Annotated in this window: 18 protein-coding genes; 7 read left to right on the top strand and 11 right to left on the bottom strand. The window is 42.0% G+C overall.

From position 1 onward, the window contains the following. The first annotated feature begins 227 nt into the window (after positions 1–227). On the top strand, positions 228–476 hold the full coding sequence (locus I6F50_RS02015) for a type II toxin-antitoxin system Phd/YefM family antitoxin (protein WP_166421917.1): 249 nt from the start codon (positions 228–230) through the stop codon (positions 474–476). Continuing rightward, the gene (locus I6F50_RS02020) at positions 466–753 is read left to right on the top strand and encodes a type II toxin-antitoxin system RelE/ParE family toxin (protein ID WP_166421916.1); all 288 of its coding nucleotides are present in this window, start codon (positions 466–468) and stop codon (positions 751–753) included. Before I6F50_RS02015 ends, I6F50_RS02020 begins: the two co-directional genes overlap by 11 nt. A 204-nt stretch (positions 754–957) precedes the next feature. Here I6F50_RS02020 and I6F50_RS02025 read toward each other — a convergent pair whose 3' ends face one another. The 4 genes from I6F50_RS02025 to I6F50_RS02040 form a co-directional block, all read right to left on the bottom strand. Beyond that, positions 958–2,496 carry a transposase gene (locus I6F50_RS02025; RefSeq protein WP_197175198.1) on the bottom strand — a complete coding sequence of 513 codons (1,539 nt, stop codon included), beginning with the start codon at positions 2,494–2,496 and terminating at the stop codon, positions 958–960. 221 nt (positions 2,497–2,717) lie between these two features. Next, positions 2,718–2,978, bottom strand: a complete 261-nt coding sequence (locus I6F50_RS02030; protein WP_197175199.1) for a hypothetical protein — start codon at positions 2,976–2,978, stop codon at positions 2,718–2,720. A 428-nt stretch (positions 2,979–3,406) separates the two neighbouring features. After that, positions 3,407–3,817 carry a hypothetical protein gene (locus I6F50_RS02035; RefSeq protein ID WP_197159390.1) on the bottom strand — a complete coding sequence of 137 codons (411 nt, stop codon included), beginning with the start codon at positions 3,815–3,817 and terminating at the stop codon, positions 3,407–3,409. 119 nt (positions 3,818–3,936) lie between these two features. Then, positions 3,937–4,266, bottom strand: a complete 330-nt coding sequence (locus I6F50_RS02040; RefSeq protein WP_197175200.1) for a hypothetical protein — start codon at positions 4,264–4,266, stop codon at positions 3,937–3,939. A 231-nt stretch (positions 4,267–4,497) separates the two neighbouring features. Between I6F50_RS02040 and I6F50_RS02045 the strand changes: the two genes are divergently transcribed. After that, a complete protein-coding gene (locus tag I6F50_RS02045) occupies positions 4,498–5,460 on the top strand; it encodes an integron integrase (protein ID WP_197175201.1) in 963 nt (320 codons plus the stop codon). Between the two features lie 75 nt (positions 5,461–5,535). Here the strand turns inward: I6F50_RS02045 and I6F50_RS02050 are convergent, their stop codons facing one another. From I6F50_RS02050 to I6F50_RS02080, 7 genes are all read right to left on the bottom strand, one after another. Then, positions 5,536–6,306, bottom strand: a complete 771-nt coding sequence (locus I6F50_RS02050) for an SDR family oxidoreductase (protein WP_197175202.1) — start codon at positions 6,304–6,306, stop codon at positions 5,536–5,538. Positions 6,307–6,315: 9 nt separating this feature from the next. Further along, positions 6,316–7,215: a 3-hydroxyisobutyrate dehydrogenase gene (mmsB, locus tag I6F50_RS02055; RefSeq protein WP_197175204.1), complete on the bottom strand. Its 900-nt coding sequence runs from the start codon at positions 7,213–7,215 to the stop codon at positions 6,316–6,318. Positions 7,216–7,239: 24 nt separating this feature from the next. Continuing rightward, positions 7,240–8,382, bottom strand: a complete 1,143-nt coding sequence (locus I6F50_RS02060) for an enoyl-CoA hydratase/isomerase family protein (protein ID WP_197175205.1) — start codon at positions 8,380–8,382, stop codon at positions 7,240–7,242. Further along, positions 8,382–9,173 (bottom strand): enoyl-CoA hydratase, encoded by a 792-nt coding sequence (locus I6F50_RS02065; protein ID WP_166418996.1) that lies wholly within the window; start codon positions 9,171–9,173, stop codon positions 8,382–8,384. Before I6F50_RS02065 ends, I6F50_RS02060 begins: the two co-directional genes overlap by 1 nt. A gap of 10 nt (positions 9,174–9,183) precedes the next feature. After that, positions 9,184–10,341 carry an acyl-CoA dehydrogenase family protein gene (locus I6F50_RS02070; protein WP_165727517.1) on the bottom strand — a complete coding sequence of 386 codons (1,158 nt, stop codon included), beginning with the start codon at positions 10,339–10,341 and terminating at the stop codon, positions 9,184–9,186. A 167-nt stretch (positions 10,342–10,508) separates the two neighbouring features. Further along, positions 10,509–11,999: a CoA-acylating methylmalonate-semialdehyde dehydrogenase gene (locus I6F50_RS02075; protein WP_197139736.1), complete on the bottom strand. Its 1,491-nt coding sequence runs from the start codon at positions 11,997–11,999 to the stop codon at positions 10,509–10,511. 129 nt (positions 12,000–12,128) lie between these two features. Further along, a complete protein-coding gene (locus tag I6F50_RS02080) occupies positions 12,129–13,310 on the bottom strand; it encodes an acetyl-CoA C-acyltransferase (RefSeq protein ID WP_024590172.1) in 1,182 nt (393 codons plus the stop codon). A gap of 330 nt (positions 13,311–13,640) precedes the next feature. On the opposite strand from I6F50_RS02080, the gene I6F50_RS02085 reads away from it, so the two are divergent. The 4 genes from I6F50_RS02085 to I6F50_RS02100 are packed head-to-tail and all read left to right on the top strand — an operon-like array spanning position 13,641 to position 17,709. Beyond that, entirely contained in the window at positions 13,641–14,075 is a 435-nt protein-coding gene (locus I6F50_RS02085; protein ID WP_197175206.1) for a MerR family DNA-binding transcriptional regulator, read from the top strand. Between the two features lie 57 nt (positions 14,076–14,132). Next, positions 14,133–15,308 (top strand): isovaleryl-CoA dehydrogenase, encoded by a 1,176-nt coding sequence (locus I6F50_RS02090; RefSeq protein WP_197175207.1) that lies wholly within the window; start codon positions 14,133–14,135, stop codon positions 15,306–15,308. Positions 15,309–15,318: 10 nt separating this feature from the next. Beyond that, positions 15,319–16,926, top strand: coding sequence for a carboxyl transferase domain-containing protein (locus I6F50_RS02095; RefSeq protein ID WP_197175208.1), 1,608 nt, complete (start codon positions 15,319–15,321; stop codon positions 16,924–16,926). Positions 16,927–16,938: 12 nt separating this feature from the next. Beyond that, positions 16,939–17,709, top strand: coding sequence for an enoyl-CoA hydratase/isomerase family protein (locus I6F50_RS02100; protein ID WP_197175209.1), 771 nt, complete (start codon positions 16,939–16,941; stop codon positions 17,707–17,709). Positions 17,710–17,713: the final 4 nt, after the last annotated feature.

Consider the following 17,713-nt stretch of genomic DNA (forward strand, 5'->3'; position numbering starts at 1 on the left):
AGATCACAGCGAACTGATGGATTCAAGGTTAAAAAGCAATCAACCAAGAATAGTTGGATACGTTCCTAAAAAGAGTAATTCTACAGCCTCAACGCCGCAATAAAGGGCGCGCGTCTCTTTGCGCGTCCAGCCCACGTTTCTTTGTGGGCGATCTTTGATTGCTTTGTTATATTTTAAGTTTTATAGTAAGACCTAATTAGCGACCACTTTATCGTACTGGTGAATTTATGACAACACGAATTTTAACTGAAATGGCTGCAAGCATAAGCGAGCTTAAAGCAAATCCAATGAGAGTGGCACTCAGCGGTAACGGTGAGCCAATAGCTGTACTGAATAGAAATGAGCCTGCATTTTATTGTATACCTGCTGAAGCCTACGAATACTTAATGGATAGGATTGAAGACCTCGAGCTTATTACACTTGCTGAGAAACGGAAAAGTGAAGAAAGTGTAAAGGTTAATTTGAATGACCTATGAGCTAGAGTTTAAAAAGTCTGCCCTGAAAGAGTGGAATAAACTAGGCGCTACGGTAAAAGAACAATTTAAGAAAAAGCTAGCCGCAGTTTTAGAGAGTCCAAAAATTAAAAGCGCCAAACTGTCAGGGGCAAACGAACTTTATAAAATTAAGCTAAGGCAGGCTGGATATAGATTAGTTTATGAAGTTAATGATGAAATAGTAACAGTTACCGTGATATCTGTTGGAAAACGAGAGCGCGGAGCTGCTTATAAGAAGGCGATGAAGCGGGCTAATTGAAAATATAACGAGCCTGTAGATTAACTCGTTTTTTATTTGTTTTTATTGATAAACAAACCATAGCTGAGTTCCTATTTTGGTTCAATCGATTACTGTATTTTTACGCAGCATATAAAGAAGTGTTTGGTGTTGTTTAAATTGGCGTTTTGGAAGGGATTACAGGTGTCTGAGTGGCTTATTTGAGGTTAAAAGGGCTTCCCCTTCTTAATGCATCGTGTTTTGCAGTTTTTCTATATTATGAACAAGGCAATACAGTTGCCATTGCGTATTAACTTTCGTTTGACCCCGTAAGGTCAATTTATTCATGCCCTTGTTGACGGTAATATTGCCGAACACGGGTTCAATACAGCCTAATCGCTTACTGTATTGTCGTCGCCCTATGGGGCTATCTATTTTTACTTTCATCTTATCAACATAGCTCAGCTTTTTGCGCGATTCATTATTTATAAACTGAACTTGTCGTCCTCTTTCTATCGGTGGTTTTCGCATGCATTGCTGCTGTAGCGGGCAGGTTTTACAGTCTTTTAAGTAACCGCAGAATCGCGTGTATTGCTGGTTATGACTTTTTACATTAACCCCACTTCGCCACATATCATTGCCTGCGGGGCAGCGGCAGGTTTGAGTTGCTTCATCATAATGAAAATCGTCTGAGGTAAATAATCGTGGCTTGCCTTTACTGCGTTTTAGTCGGCGTTTTTCTTGCTCTGTTTCATATGTTTCACTGTCTTTAAACAGCGGATTTCGTTTTCTAAATTGATTATCTGCAATGTAGCTATCGAACCCACTTTTCGCCATATATTCAAGGTTCACTTCGCTGTTAAACCCACTGTCTGCGGTGAATTTAATCGTGTGCTCGTCTTTGGGTTTGTCAGTGTTCAATTTATCAAGCTGCTGCTTTAATTGCTTAACAGCTGGCTGTAGGGTTTGTTGCTCACCCACTGAGCCCCACGCTTGTGCTTGCAGGATGATTTGATGTTTGTCATCGTTTATCGCTATGCCGTTATAGCCTTGAATTGTCCCTTTTGAGGTCGTCATCTTCGCGCTATCAGGGTCAGTGATATTACTTTTAACTGGCTTGCCTTTACTGCCTGTTTTTTCTTTGTGAGTGGCTAAGAACTCGGTGATTTTATCTGCACTTTTATCCAGCTTCTCTTTTTGTTTTAAATCCTGAGTTATTAACTCTTCACTCAGTCCATCTTGTGATTGGTGGCGTTCAATAATACGTTTGCTTGCGCGTTCTAGTTTTGCTTTTTTGCGGCCTAACTCATCGAATGTGCCACTCCACTCTTTACTCGCATTGGACTTTAATTTACACCCATCAATGGCAAACATGTTACGGCCTATCAAGCCTTCTTCATCACATATCATCAGCACTTGCGTAAAAAGTGGCTCAATCTGTTCATGCATTTTAGCTACGAAGCCCGCTATTGATGTGTAATGCGGCTGGATATCTCCCGACACACTCATAAATAAAATGTTCGTCTCACACGCTTTAGCAATTCGGCGGCTACTGATAAAACCATGTGCATAACCCAGTAAAATAATCTTTAGCATTACCGAAGGCGAATACGCAGCAGCGCCCGTTTTGTCATTGTTGTACCACGCGTCAAAGCCCGATAAATCGAGTTTGTTTTCGACGATATAACAAAGGGCATATTCAAATGTGCCTGGCAAAATTTGCTCAGCGAAATTGATAGAAATGAATTTATTTTGACAGGATAAGTCAGGCTTATAGTTAGCCATAACAGTTTACCATGGGTGAATAATATCTATTAGATCACAGCGAACAGATGGATTCAAGGTTAAAAAGCAACCAACAAAAAATAGTTGGATACGTTCCTAAAAAGAGTAATTCTACAGCCTCAACGCCTCATTAAGAGGAAATTTATAGTTGGCTAAAATGTTGAACGCAGTGAAAACAGCCAACTGTAAATTTTCCTGCTTTAATGACTTGTTAGCTGTATTTAACACCAAAACTGCCACCATTTTTTACTTTCTTGTACTTTGTAACCAGTAGGTTCTTTTTCTTCTACGCTACGGTTATCTTCATACTCTATACCTTGATACTCGCCACTGTGGCCAGTGATTACAATTTTACCATTATCTAACCACTCAAGAACTTTCTCAACTTCATCTAGTATCTGGGGGTAATAATCATCTACCTTTTCGTTGTAATAATCAGGACAAGTTAAACCTAGACCGTATCCCATACCTAGATTGTCCATGAAGTCGAAACCATCACAATAGAGGTCGTAGCACTGTTCAATGTACTTGTGAACATCATTAGGCTTATCAGTTATTTTTTGAAGTATATTTCGAATGTTCCATTCGTAGTATTTACCCATTGAAAAGTAATTGGAAAGTACTTTCTCTGCTTCATAAAGGCCGGATGGTGTTTTGTAATTTATTGAGATTAGTTCTAGATAATCATCAGAGCTTAATATTTCTTCGAGCTTTGATTCTGAGTACACCCACTTCTCAAATTCTAATAATTCGATCTCATGAGAAACTAACTTAAAGAAGACTAACTCTACAGGATTCAATGAACTCTCTTATACAGCTAACGCCCCATTAAGAGGCTTTTAATTGTTGGTTATAATGTGAAGCGAAGCGGAACCTAACCAACTGTTAAAAGTCCTGCTTGAATGGCTTGTTATAAAGCACTTGCACATTTCTTGATATTATCCTTAAAAAACAAAGCCTTCCCTTTTAACCTTAACCCATCGAAATCAAGATTAATAGTAAGCTTATTATTCGTAATACTTAAGCTTCCCGATTTAGCAACTATAATTTTTGAGTTTAACCACGACTTTACTTGATGGGATTCTAGATCCCCATTTAGGGTAGAAACCTGAAAAGTATAAATCTGATCAGAAATTGATTTGTTGCCATAATCGAAGGGTGTGTGATGGCTACCTGTAACGGTCTCTCTATTAATGATTTCAATTTGATAATTGGAGTTAGGTGTTAGACAAATACTTGCTTCGTCTAAGATTTCTGTATTAACAAATGCACAACTTGTTAAAAGGAAAAAGACATTAAGTAATAAAATTCGAATATACACTCCACGCTCCGTGTGCTTTATAACGCCTCGTTAAGAGGCAAAAAATTGTTGGCTAAAATGTTGAGGAACGAAAACAGCCAACTGTTTTTTGTCCTTTTAAACGACTTGTTATATGCGATTTACAGACACCTACCATGTCTATTTATATCGTATTTTACAAGCTCATTTTTAGCATTTAATTGGAATGATAAAATATAAGTCCAATCAACACATACAATACTATTTTCTTTTTTTACTTCTAAGACAAGAGTGTATTCATTTTCATTTGAAGTCACCTCGAAAGGGATTTGATGTGATAATGACCAACTCTTTATTTCTTCATAGGAAGAACCAAGTTGTACTGTTGTAGAAAAATCATTTTTCCAATAAGTGATCCTATCCGCTTCTTTAACTTCCCTAGAGCAGCCTAAAATCATTAGTAATAATACAAACGGTGCAAAATATTTCATAGCATATAACAGCTTATTGAACACCACTTTGGGGGTTTATAACACCCCAAAACGGCGTATATTACATTGTTTAATAATTCCACTAAACAACTTCCATGTAAACAAGTAATTACGTATTTTGTAAAGTTATTGTTGTTAAAATACACCAAAACGACTTTTAATAATGTTATTGGACAAAACACGAACAACTGTCTATATATACAGTACGTTTTTAAAAGTTGAATATCATTTATGAAATCTCTCTTTCTAACCATGATTAAAGACCATATGTATAGCAAACGGTATGCAAAGAGCACTATTGAAGCTTATCTTTTTTGGATAGCTAGCTATATCCGCTTTAATAATATGCAGCACCCAAGCTCTATGGGAGACACTCAAGTAGAATCGTATTTGAACCATTTAGTAAACTCGCAAAACGTAGCGCAAGGCACACAAGCGCAGGCACTAAATGCGCTAAGTTTCCTATATAAAGAAATAATTAAGAGCCCCCTTTCATTATCATTAGACTTTGTAAAAAGTGAACGCCCAAGAAAACTACCCGTTGTGCTTACTCAAACAGAAGTTTCAGCGCTATTTAAACACTGTGTAGCAAAGCATTATTTACCCTGTGGATTACTTTATGGCAGTGGTATGCGATTAATGGAGGTACTGCGTTTACGAGTTCACGATATTGACTTTGACTATAACTGCATTCGAATTTGGGATGGCAAAGGAGGTAAAAATCGTGTTGTAACGCTTGCAGTAGAGCTCATACCGCAATTACGTTCTCAAATACAATTAGTTGATAGTTACCTGCAATTAGATCTGAAAAACCCCTTATATAGCGGCGCTTATATGCCGCATTTGTTACGTAAAAAATATCCAAACCATAATAAGCAGCTGGGATGGCAATATTTATTTTCATCACATAAATTAAGTCTTGATCCCGAGAGTAAGCAATTAAGGCGCCATCATATCGATGAAAAGCAATTACAGCGCGCTGTTAAAAAAGCCGCTTTTGATGCACATATTAATAAACACGTTACCCCACATACTTTGCGTCACTCTTTCGCTACGTATTTGCTGCAAAGCGGCGCTGATATCCGCACAGTACAAACACAGCTAGGTCATAGTGATGTGCGTACTACACAAATATATACCCATGTACTACAACAAGGTGCCAACGGTGTTATTAGCCCTTTTTCAAGATTATAAACTTCCCTATTTAAAACAAAAAAGCACAGCCCACAAGCGCCATGCTTTTTAAATTCAACCGTAAAACTACTTACTTTACAAACGAATACCGCCGTCTATTTCAACTACGCGGCCGGTAAAAAAGTCGTTTTCGATTATGTATTGTGCGGTATGGGCAATTTCGTCGCTTTCGCCTAAGCGCCCTACTGGCGTTACTGCAAGCATACGTTGTTTGGCTTCGGGCTTCATGGCGTCGGTCATGGCGGTGCTTATTACACCTGGTGCAATAGCGCCTACACGTATACCAAAGCGGCCAAGTTCTTTAGCCCATGTGGTGGTAAGTGCCACTACGCCTGCTTTTGATGCCGCGTAGTTTGTTTGGCCTATGTTACCTGCGCGCGCTACGCTCGACATATTGACTATAACGCCGCCTTTGCCTGATTCAATCATGTGGCTTGCAGCTTCGCGCCCTGCTAAAAACACACCTGTCAGGTTTACATCAATCACGGATTGAAATTGCTCAAGGGACATTTTTTTAACGACTTTGCCGTCTTTAGCTTTTATAAACATGCCGTCGCGTAAAATACCGGCGTTGTTTATAAGCACGCCAATGTGGCCAAAATCGCTATTAATGGTATTAAATACGTTTTCTACTTCGCTCTCGGCGGTTACGTTTGCGGCATAACCTTTAATGTTGCCTGTGACACCTTCAAGCTGCGTTAACTGCTCGCATGCGGCATTTAAGAGTTCTTGTGCCATATCTATTAAAGCAATGTTTGCGCCCATTAGTGCAAACTTTTGCGCCATTGCAAAGCCTAAACCTTGTGCGCCACCGGTTATTACTACCGTGTTATTTTTAATTTCCACGCGTTGCTCCTACTTAGAAAACAGTTTAAAAATGGCACTAAAGTCATCACTACCCGCACCTTGGTGCTGTAGCATAGTGTATAAATTTTTAGCCATTGAACCCATTGGGGTTGATGAATTACTTTGCTGCGCGGCTTCCATTGCAAGTCCTAAATCTTTAGCCATTAAATCAACCATAAAGCCTGGTTTATAATCGTTACTGGCCGGTGCGGTATCCATTACACCTGGGCAAGGATTATAAAGTTCAAGCGTCCAGTTTCGGCCAGAACTTGCGGTCATAATGTCGCTAAGTACTTTAGGATCGAGGCCGTTATTTATGCCCATTTGTAGTGCTTCGCTGGTGCCTGCCATTAAAATGCTAAGTAGCATGTTGTTACATATTTTGGCAACTTGCCCTGCGCCAATATCGCCTGCATGAAATATGTTTTTACCCATATCACTCAGCACTGTATTTGCTTTATCAAACGCTGCTTTTTCGCCGCCTACAATAAAGGTAAGTGTGCCTGCGGTTGCGCCTGCAACGCCGCCCGATACCGGTGCATCTACAAAGCTTATGCCTTGTTCACCAAGCGTACTGCCTACAACACGGGCTGATTCTGCATCTATTGTTGAGCAATCAATGACTAAAGTATTTTTGCTTAGCACTTTAATTAAGCCGCTGTCGTCGTTATTACCTAAGTAAAGCGATTTAACATGTTTGCCCGCAGGTAACATGCTAATAAGTACGTCAGCATTAGTTGCGCACTGTTTTGCATCAACTGCTGCTTTTGCGCCTTTACTTGCAAGCTCATTTACGACCGATTGGTTTAAATCGAACACACTCACTGTATGCCCAGCTTTAATTAAGTTAGCCGCCATTGGGCCGCCCATATTACCTAAACCAATAAAACCTATGTTTAATTTACTCATAGTTGTTCCTTTTAGATACCAATTTTATTTAACAGCAAGCTCATTGAGCGGATGGTTTTCGCCAAAGCGATTAGCAAAAAAACTATCTATTATTGTTTGTGGTACATCACTAAGTGTTTTGTATTGCCAATTTGGCGCGCCGTCTTTATCTATTAGTAGCGCTCTTACGCCTTCTTGAAATTCACCTACTTCGCCAGCGCGAACCGACATACCCAGCTCCATTTTAAAACACGCTAGTAAGCTTTTGCCTTGGCTTGTTTTTAATTGTTCACTTACAAGTGCACAACTTAGTGGACAGCCATGCTTAAGTGATTTTTGAGCGCGCTGTAGCCATTTATCGTCAGTGGTTAGCCCTAAAATGTAATCAACCTGCTCCTGCAAGGTTGTAAACTCACCCAGTTTTTGAATCGTTTTTAGGTTAGCTTTTACGTTGCCTTTAGGCATACGCGCCGACTGGTTATCTAAATCGGTGAGTAAATCGGTTAACCTGTCATGATTTAGGCTTGCCGTTTTTCCCCACTTGGCAGTTAAAATTTGCGCAAGCATGGCATCATATTTAGTGCTGTCGATAAAGTGATCGGCAAGCGATACAAAACGTGCGTCTTCACAGTTAATTGATGCCGACGTTAGCCCTAAAAATAATCCAACACTTTGTGGCATTTTATGTAAAAAGTAACTGCCGCCTACATCTGGGTATAAACCAATGGTTTGCTCTGGCATGGCAATGCGTGATGTTTCAGTTACGACGCGGTGGCTAGCACCGGCCATTAACCCTAAACCGCCGCCCATTACTATGCCGTTACCCCAAACAAGGATTGGTTTATCAAAGGTATGAATAAGGTAATCAAGTTTGTACTCTAGCGTAAAAAACTCTTCAACTAGGCTTGTTGGTTTACCTTGCGCCATTGCATGATGAAGGCTGACAACATCGCCACCAGCACAAAATGCTTTATCGCCAGCGCCTTTTAACAATACCATTGCAATAGCATCATCATCTTGCCAAGCTCGCAATTGCGGCTCAAGTAATTTGATCATCTCAAAATTAAGTGCATTTAACGCTTTTGGCGCATTTAGTGTAATAAGCCCTACTAAACTGCCGTTTTCTGCGGTGGCGGTTTCAAATATCACGGGCTCATCGGCGCTATTTAATACTGTTAAAGCACTCATTAGCCATTTACCCAGTTAGCGCGGCGTTTTTCTAAAAAGGCATTTACGCCTTCTTGTTGATCTTCGGTATCAAATAAACCAACAAATAACTCGCGCTCAAGAGGCAATACACTTGCCATTGGTTGATGGCGCCCTTTTTGAATCAATGTTTTACATGCTGCAACTGAGGTGGGGCTTTGATCGGCCACTTGGTTAGCAAGTTTTAGTGCTGCCGCAAAGCTTTCACCCTGTGGTACTACTTCTTCTACTAAGCCAATTTGCAGGGCTTTATCAGCTTTTAAGCGCTCGCCGCATAAAATCATGCGCTTTGCCCAGCCTTCGCCTACAAGCCATGCTAAATTTTGTGTACCACCCGCACAGGGTAATAACCCAACTTTAGCTTCAGGCAGGGCCATTTGTGCTTGCTCTTCCGCTATACGTAAATCGCACGCAAGCGCTACTTCTAAACCGCCGCCCATTGCATAACCGTTTATGGCAGCAACCGACACACCTCTAAAATTAGTAAGTGCTTCAAATGCTTCACCAAATACACGCGACATGTCGGCGGCTACGCCTTTATCCCCACCTACAAATACGTTTAGGTCGGCACCAGCGCTAAAAAACTTCTCGCCTTCGCCAGTCAGTACTAAGGCATAAATATTTTTATTATTGTTTAGCTCGTTAACGGTATTTTTTAAATCAACTAGGGTGTCTTTTGTCCAGGTGTTTGCTGGCGGATTAGACATCGTTAAAATAGCAACATGACCTTCGGTTGTAAGTTCAATACTTGGATTAGATTTAGATTCTGACATACATTGCTCCTTATAAAACGTCGCTTGCTGACTCTGCTAAAATACGGCGCGCTATAATTACACGCATGATTTCGTTAGTGCCTTCTAAAATTTGATGAACGCGTACGTCACGTACATGACGTTCAAGCGGGTATTCTTTTATGTAACCGTAACCACCATGAATTTGCAGCGCGTCGTTACACACGGTAAAACCAACATCGGTAGCAAAGCGTTTAGCCATGGCGCAGTAAGTGGTTTTTTCGACGTCGTTATTATCTAGTTTAAATGCAGCAAGCCTAACCATTTGGCGCGCAGCTACCAGCTCGGTGTTCATATCGGCAATTTTAAATTGCAGCGCTTGAAACGCAGCGAGTGGCTTACCAAATTGCGTGCGTTCTTTTAAATATTCACGGGCGGTATTAAGTGCCGCTTGCGCTGTACCAATTGAACATGTGGCAATGTTAATTCGACCGCCATCAAGGCCTTGCATCGCAAATTTAAAGCCTTCGCCCTCAGCCCCTAATAAGTTGTGCGCAGGAATGCGTACATCTTCAAAGCTAATTAGGCGTGTAGGTTGTGCGTTCCACCCCATTTTTTCTTCTGCTTTGCCGTATTCAACGCCTTTTGCATCGGCAGGCACTACAAATGCCGAAATACCTGCAGCGCCTTCGCCGCCTGTACGTGCCATTACCACTAATACTTCGGTTTCGCCAGCGCCCGATATAAACATTTTTGAGCCGTTAATAACGTACTCATCGCCCTCAAGCACAGCTTTTGTTTTAAGTGATGCGGCGTCTGAACCCGAGCCTGGCTCTGTTAAACAATAAGAGGCAAGTAGCTCGCCCATGACTAATTGCTCTACGTATTGGTCTTTAACTGCATCGGTACCAAAACTTGCTACCATCCACGTGGCCATATTATGAATGGTCAACATGGCCGTGGTTGCTGTACAGCCCATAGCAAGCTGTTCAAAAATAATGCTCGAATCTAAACGAGATAAACCAAGGCCGCCGGCTTCCTCTGGCGTGTATAAACCGCAAAAACCAAGCTCGCCTGCTGCTTTAATCGTGTCTTTAGGGAAAATATGTTCGCGGTCCCATTTTGCTGCATAAGGTGCGAGTTCTGACTCGGCAAATTGTCGTGCTGTTTGCGCAAAGGCTTGTTGATCTTCAGATAAGTTAAAGTCCATGTTAGACCTCTTTAATTGTGTAAGTTATGTTAGTTGTGTTGTTAGTGTTTCCCGTTACGGGGATATCGTGACGAGCGGCGAAGGCTTATGTGTGTTGTGTGTGAAGTAGCCTTCGCGCCCATCTTTATTATTAATTATTCTTTTATTTACTCATTTTTTAATTACGATTATTTTAAGTTAATGCTCATGTTTGGACCCGAAGCAATATCATCTTCAAACCAACGTGAGGTAATCGTTTTAGTTTCTGTGTAAAAACGAATACCTTGCTTACCGTACGTGTGCGTATCGCCGTAAAACGAGCCTTTCCAACCAGTGAACGAAAAGAACGGAAGTGGCACCGGAATTGGTACATTAATACCTACTTGCCCTACTTCAATTTCGTGTTGGAATTTACGAGCCACTGCGCCGCTTGAGGTAAATAACGAGGTGCCGTTACCGTAAGGGCTGTCGTTAATAAGTGCGATTGCTTCATCAAGCGTGTCTACAAACATACACGCCAGTACGGGGCCAAATATTTCTTCTTTGTATAAATCCATCTCTTTGGTTACATCGGTAAATAACGTTGGGCCAACCCAGTTACCTTGCTCAAAACCTTCAACTGTAAAGTCAGAACCATCAATTAAACAGGTAGCGCCTTGTTCTTTACCACCGGCAATAAGCGATAAAATACGCGACTTTGCTGCTTTTGATGTTTGTGGCCCGTATGCTGCTTTTGCATCATCCCACACACCTGGGCGTACATTTTCAAAGCCTGCTTTAATTTCATCTACCCATTCGCTCGCTTGGCCTACAAATACAGCAACCGAAATACCCATACAACGCTGGCCAGCAGCACCTACTGATGCGCCTACTAGGTTATTTACAACGTGCGATTTACTTGCATCTGGCATAATAACCATGTGGTTTTTAGCACCAACACACGCTTGAACGCGTTTAAGGTTTTGCGTGCCTTTAGAATAAATATAAGCACCTACACCACACGAACCAACAAACGAAATAGCGCGTACTGCTTTATCTTCTAGTAGACGGTCTACTTGTGGTTTTGTACCGTGTACAACTTGTAATACGCCTTTTGGTGCGCCCGCTTCAATAAATAGCTCGGCTAAGCGCGTTGGTGTAAGTGGGTCTTGCTCAGACGGTTTTAAAATAAAGGTGTTACCACACACAATAGCCAGCGGGAACATCCAAAGTGGGATCATCGCAGGGAAGTTAAACGGAGTAACGCCCGCACATATGCCAAGTGGCTGCATGTAAGAATACGTATCGATTTTACGCGCTACGTTTTCCATTGTTTCACCCATCATTAATGATGGTGCGTTCGCTGCTTGTTCTACTACTTCAATACCACGCCAAACATCGCCTTTTGCATCTTCAAATGTTTTACCCAATTCGTGGCAAATAATGGTAGCAAGCTCATCGTGATGTTCTTTTAATAGCGCCGCGTACTTCATCATAATGCGAGCACGTTCAGTAATGGGTACGTCTTTCCATGTTTTAAACGTTTCAGAGGCTGAGGCAATTGCTGCGTCCATTTCTGACTCGGTGGTACATGGCACTTGTGCAAGTACTTCTTGAGTTGCTGGGTTTATAACATCGATAAGCTCTTTAGACGCTGATTGAATAAATTCGCCATTAATAAGTAGTGGTACTTGGTGCATGATTAAATCCTAGTGTGTGAGTTGTGTGTTCTCTTTTAAAATTGGTAGCGCCGCTTTGTTAGTATTATGAGTGCAGCGCCTTTATAGTTATTCGTTAAAGTATTCGTCTAGCTATTCATGTAACCCTAATTAGTACGCTTCTACGGCCATAGCAACCGCTTCACCGCCACCAATACATAAAGACGCAATGCCTTTTTTAAGGCCTCGGTTTTTAAGGGCATGAATAAGCGTTACTAAAATACGCGCGCCGCTTGCACCAATTGGGTGGCCAAGTGCACATGCACCGCCGTTAACGTTTACTTTGCTTTCATCAAGTTTTAACTCGTTAATAGCCAGCATGGTTACCATGGCAAATGCTTCGTTAATTTCCCAAAGGTCAACATCGTTTACAGCCCAACCTGCTTTTTCAAGCACGCTGCTTATTGCCCCTACTGGCGCTACTGTAAATTCACTTGGTTTTTGAGAGTGAGTACTGTGCGCCACAATTTTACAAAGCGGTGTTAAGCCTTGCTCTTTTGCTTTTGATTCGCTCATTAATATAAGCGCCGCGCCACCGTCTGAAATTGACGATGAATTAGCGGCTGTAATGGTGCCGTCTTTTTTAAAGGCTGCACGCAGACTTGGAATTTTTTCTGGGCGGGCGTTACCTGGTTGCTCGTCAATCGAAACTGTTACATCGCCTTTGCGTGTTTGCATCGTATGCGGGGCAACTTCGTTATCAAAACTGCCATTTTGTATTGCTGCTTTTGCTTTACTTAATGAGCCTAATGCAAATGCATCCATTTGCTCGCGACCAATGCCGTATTCGTCGGCGGTGTCTTGTGCAAAACAACCCATTGCTTTGTTATCGTAAGCGTCTTCAAGACCATCGCTCATCATGTGATCTTTTATTTCGCCGTGACCCATTCGCATACCGCCACGTGCTTTTGGAATAAAGTACGGTGCGTTTGTCATGCTTTCCATGCCACCGGCAATGGCAGATTGGATAGAGCCTGCTTTAATTAAATCGTTTGCAAGCATGGCGGCTTTTAAACCAGAGCCACATACTTTGTTAATTGTTGTAGCGCCAGTGCTAAGTGCAAGGCCTGCTTTTAACATTGCTTGGCGTGCGGGCGCTTGCCCAAGCCCTGCTGGTAATACACAGCCCATAATTACTTCGTCTATTGCATCATTAGCTAAACCAGTTTGTGCAAGTGCACTGGCAATGGCGGTAGCGCCAAGCTCGGTAGACTGCGCATCACTTAACGCTCCCATAAAACCACCCATTGGGGTGCGTTTTGCTGCTACAATTACCACTGATTCTAAAGTCATAACTAACTCCGTTGTAATTTAATGCAAATAATTGTTAGTATATTTGCTCTATTAATTTAGTATTCATTTATTATTTAATACCTACACACAATACTAACGTTTACGCCAACGTCAACTAAAAACAGCTTAATTTTTAGTTTTATAAGTGTAAGCATTATTTTCCAGCTGTTAGGCCACACTGAGGAAATAAAATTAACCTACTGAAAATTAATAAAATAAGTCAACTCTTCGCACCAACACTCCTTTATAAATAGTTTCAAAACACACCAAGCTTTACCTTTACGTAAACTTCACTTATATTGGGGTTATTCGAATGAGGTAAATACAATTATGAAACCAGATAATCAAACAAACTTTGCAAGCTCAGCCAAGGTGCCAGCAAGTAATGAACAAACATTTAGCATTAGCGAACTCGCTAAAGAATTTGACATTACTACCCGCTCTATTCGCTTTTACGAAGACCAAGGCCTAATAACGCCTGATCGTAATGGTCAAACCCGTATTTATTCAAAACGCGACAAAGTGCGTTTAAAACTAATATTACGTGGTAAACGATTGGGCTTTACGCTTGCTGAAACAGGCCGTTTGTTTGAACTGTACGACGCTGATAAGTCGAGTGCTAAGCAGCTGGTTACCATGCTTGATTTAATAGCCGATAAAAAGTCTGACCTATCTCAACAAATGGACGACATTAAAGTTGTTCTTATGGAGTTGGTGACGGCCGAGCGCCGCTGCAGAGATACGCTTAATAAAATAGACGAGTAAGTTTATTTTTTAAAATAACAACACACTGACAACACACACGTCACACAGGAATGAATCATGAGCACTATTTCACTATATAAAGAAATGAACTTTGGCCTTGGCGAAACCGCCGATATGATCCGCGACCACGTAAATAGTTTTGCGAGTCAGGAGATTGCCCCGCTTGCTGAAAAAACTGACTTAGATAACGCCTTTCCAAATCAACTTTGGGCACAAATGGGCGAAATGGGCGTACTAGGTATGACCGTATCTGAAGAACTTGGCGGCGCAGGGTTGGGTTACTTAGAACATGTAATTGCTATGGAAGAGATTAGCCGTGCCAGTGCCTCTATAGGTTTAAGCTATGGAGCACATTCTAACCTGTGTGTTAATCAAATTAACCGTAACGGGTCACAAGCTCAAAAAGAAAAATACTTACCAAAGCTTATTAGTGGTGAGCACATTGGTGCCCTTGCAATGAGCGAGCCTAATGCAGGTTCTGACGTTGTATCGATGAAACTTAAAGCCGAGAAAAAAGGCGATAAGTACATTTTAAACGGCAATAAAATGTGGATCACTAATGGCCCAGACGCACATACGTTAGTTATTTACGCTAAAACAGATTTAGATGCCGGCGCTAAAGGTATTACCGCGTTTATTGTTGAGAGTGACTTTCCTGGTTTTTCTACGGCGCAAAAGCTAGACAAACTGGGCATGCGTGGCTCAAACACTTGTGAGCTGGTATTTGAAAACTGCGAAGTACCCGAGGAGAACATTTTAGGTAACTTAAACGAAGGCGTTAAAGTACTTATGAGTGGCCTTGATTATGAACGCGTAGTACTTGCAGCAGGCCCGCTTGGCATAATGCAAGCGTGTATGGATATAGTGGTACCGTATATTCACGAGCGTAAACAGTTTGACACCCCTATTGGGCAGTTTCAGTTAATTCAAGGCAAAGTAGCCGACATGTATACACAAATGAATGCTGCGCGCTCATACGTATACACGGTAGCTCGCTCTTGTGACCGAGGTGAAACAACCCGTAAAGATGCTGCCGGTGCAATTTTATGCGCCGCAGAGCTTGCAACTAAAATGGCACTCGATGCGATTCAAATTTTAGGTGGCAATGGCTACATAAACGAATACGCCACAGGCCGCCTGCTTCGTGATGCCAAGCTATACGAAATTGGTGCAGGTACATCAGAAATACGCCGCATGCTTATTGGCCGCGAACTTTTCACTGAAAGCCGTTAAGGATTAAACCATGACGATTTTAAAATCGAGCGTTAATCCTCACGATCCAACGTTTGTGCAAAACCATAAAAACATGTCGACGCTGGTGGATGATTTACGCAGTAAAGTAGCCACTATTAGCCAAGGCGGAGGTGCTGCGTTAAAAGAGCGCCACGAAGGCCGCGGTAAATTATTTGTACGCGACCGTATAAGTACGTTAATTGACGAAGGCTCACCGTTTTTAGAAATCTCACAATTTGCGGCATTTGGTGTGTACGAACAAGCAATACCGTGCGCAGGTGTTGTAGCCGGTATTGGCCGTGTTAAAGGCATTGAGTGCATGATTATTGCAAACGATGCCACGGTTAAAGGCGGTACGTATTTTCCGCTTACCGTTAAAAAGCATTTACGTGCACAAGATATCGCAGAGCGTTGCCACTTACCGTGTATTTATTTGGTTGATTCGGGCGGTGCAAACCTGCCAGAGCAAGACGATGTATTTCCGGATAAGCTGCATTTTGGTCGTATTTTTTACAATCAAGCGCGTATGTCGGGTAAAGGTATTCCTCAAATTGCCGTGGTAATGGGTTTGTGTACCGCTGGCGGTGCGTATGTACCTGCTATGGCCGATGAAAGCATTATTGTAAAAGAGCAAGGCACTATATTTTTAGCCGGCCCGCCGCTTGTAAAAGCAGCAACGGGCGAGGAAGTAACAGCCGAAGAACTAGGCGGCGCCGATGTGCACTGTAAAGTGTCGGGTGTTGCCGATCACTACGCAGAAAACGATGCTCATGCGCTGTCTATTGCGCGTCAATGTATTGAGCGTATTAATTACACACGTCCTACAGCCCCTCTTTTAGAGGATGTAAAGCCACCACGTTACGACATTAACGAGCTTTACGGCATTGTGGGCACCGACCTTAAAAAGCCGTTTGATGTACGCGAAGTAATAGCGCGCACAGTGGACGACTCATCATTTGATGAATTTAAACGCTACTTTGGTGAAACGCTCGTCACCGGTTTTGCCAGCATTTATGGCAACCCGGTTGGCATAGTGGCTAATAACGGTATTTTATTTAGTGAGTCGGCGCAAAAAGGCGCGCACTTTATTCAGCTGTGTGCTCAGCGCAATATTCCTTTGGTATTTTTACAAAACATTACTGGCTTTATGGTAGGTAAAAAATACGAAGCCGAAGGCATTGCTAAGCACGGTGCTAAAATGGTGATGGCGGTTTCGTGTGCTGATGTGCCTAAATTCACGGTACTTATTGGTGGCTCTTACGGCGCAGGTAACTACGGAATGTGTGGCCGAGCATTTGAACCAACCATGATGTGGATGTGGCCTAATGCCCGTATTTCGGTAATGGGCGGCGAGCAAGCAGCCGGTGTAATGGCGCAAGTTAAACAAGATGGTTTAGCTCGCAAAGGCCAAAGCATGAGCGAGCAAGAAATCAGTGACTTTAAAAAGCCAATTATTGATCAATACGAAGAGCAAGGTCACCCGTATTACGCCAGCGCCCGCTTGTGGGATGACGGCATTATCGACCCTGCTGATACGCGTAATGTATTAGGACTTGCGTTAACGGCTGCGAATAACGCACCAAAACGTGATTCGAAATTTGGCGTATTTAGAATGTAACCGGAGCGCAAAATGTCAGTAACACTACAAATAACAAAATCTAATGTGGCTGTACTTGTGTTAAGTCGCCCAGAAAAAAGAAACGCATTTAATAGTGAAGTAATACACGAGCTGATTCAGTGTATTGAACATGCAAATACGCTTGATATTCGTGCTTTGGTTTTAAAAACAGAAGGTAAGCATTTTTCAGCTGGTGCCGATTTAGCCTGGATGAAATCAATGGCGGATAACAACTACGCTGACAACTTAGCTGACTCAATGCAATTAGCTAAATTAATGCAGGTATTAGCAAGCTCGCCACACCCTACAATTTGCGCTGTGCAAGGTGCTGCTTTTGGTGGTGCTCTGGGTTTAATAGCCTGTTGCGACATAGCCCTTAGTAAAGACGATGCACAATTTTGTTTAAGCGAAGTAAAGCTTGGCCTTATTCCTGCGGTTATTAGCCCGTATGTAATTAAAGCGATTGGTGAGCGCGCTGCTCGCAGGTACTTTTTAACGGCTGAAGTGTTTGATGCGCATACCGCTAAGCAACTGGGTTTAATTCATCAAGTAACCGGTAATTTAGACTGTGCACTCGATAACATGTTGCAAACACTGATTGATAACGGACCTATAGCAGTAAAAGCCGCCAAAGCATTAATTAACGATGTAGCAAATAAGCCGATTACCGATGAACTCATTGAGCTTACCGCTGAGCGTATTGCAAAAATTCGCGTATCTGAAGAAGGTCAAGAAGGGCTAAGTGCTTTTTTTGATAAACGCTCACCCGCTTGGCAACTGTAGGATT

It is taken from the genome of Pseudoalteromonas sp. NZS127_1 (genome assembly GCF_015864295.1).
Lineage (GTDB): Bacteria > Pseudomonadota > Gammaproteobacteria > Enterobacterales > Alteromonadaceae > Pseudoalteromonas > Pseudoalteromonas arctica.

Bases quoted from the DNA above. Each gene is read 5' to 3' on its own strand.
- I6F50_RS02060 (WP_197175205.1), bottom strand. From the start codon at position 8,382: ATGAGTGCTTTAACAGTATTAAATAGCGCCGATGAGCCCGTGATATTT.
- I6F50_RS02030 (WP_197175199.1), bottom strand. From the start codon at position 2,978: ATGGACAATCTAGGTATGGGATACGGTCTAGGTTTAACTTGTCCTGAT.
- I6F50_RS02100 (WP_197175209.1), top strand. From the start codon at position 16,939: ATGTCAGTAACACTACAAATAACAAAATCTAATGTGGCTGTACTTGTG.
- I6F50_RS02095 (WP_197175208.1), top strand. From the start codon at position 15,319: ATGACGATTTTAAAATCGAGCGTTAATCCTCACGATCCAACGTTTGTG.
- I6F50_RS02040 (WP_197175200.1), bottom strand. From the start codon at position 4,266: ATGAAATATTTTGCACCGTTTGTATTATTACTAATGATTTTAGGCTGC.
- I6F50_RS02085 (WP_197175206.1), top strand. From the start codon at position 13,641: ATGAAACCAGATAATCAAACAAACTTTGCAAGCTCAGCCAAGGTGCCA.
- I6F50_RS02090 (WP_197175207.1), top strand. From the start codon at position 14,133: ATGAGCACTATTTCACTATATAAAGAAATGAACTTTGGCCTTGGCGAA.
- I6F50_RS02070 (WP_165727517.1), bottom strand. From the start codon at position 10,341: ATGGACTTTAACTTATCTGAAGATCAACAAGCCTTTGCGCAAACAGCA.
- I6F50_RS02065 (WP_166418996.1), bottom strand. From the start codon at position 9,173: ATGTCAGAATCTAAATCTAATCCAAGTATTGAACTTACAACCGAAGGT.
- I6F50_RS02020 (WP_166421916.1), top strand. From the start codon at position 466: ATGACCTATGAGCTAGAGTTTAAAAAGTCTGCCCTGAAAGAGTGGAAT.
- mmsB (WP_197175204.1), bottom strand. From the start codon at position 7,215: ATGAGTAAATTAAACATAGGTTTTATTGGTTTAGGTAATATGGGCGGC.
- I6F50_RS02045 (WP_197175201.1), top strand. From the start codon at position 4,498: ATGAAATCTCTCTTTCTAACCATGATTAAAGACCATATGTATAGCAAA.
- I6F50_RS02080 (WP_024590172.1), bottom strand. From the start codon at position 13,310: ATGACTTTAGAATCAGTGGTAATTGTAGCAGCAAAACGCACCCCAATG.
- I6F50_RS02075 (WP_197139736.1), bottom strand. From the start codon at position 11,999: ATGCACCAAGTACCACTACTTATTAATGGCGAATTTATTCAATCAGCG.
- I6F50_RS02025 (WP_197175198.1), bottom strand. From the start codon at position 2,496: ATGGCTAACTATAAGCCTGACTTATCCTGTCAAAATAAATTCATTTCT.
- I6F50_RS02015 (WP_166421917.1), top strand. From the start codon at position 228: ATGACAACACGAATTTTAACTGAAATGGCTGCAAGCATAAGCGAGCTT.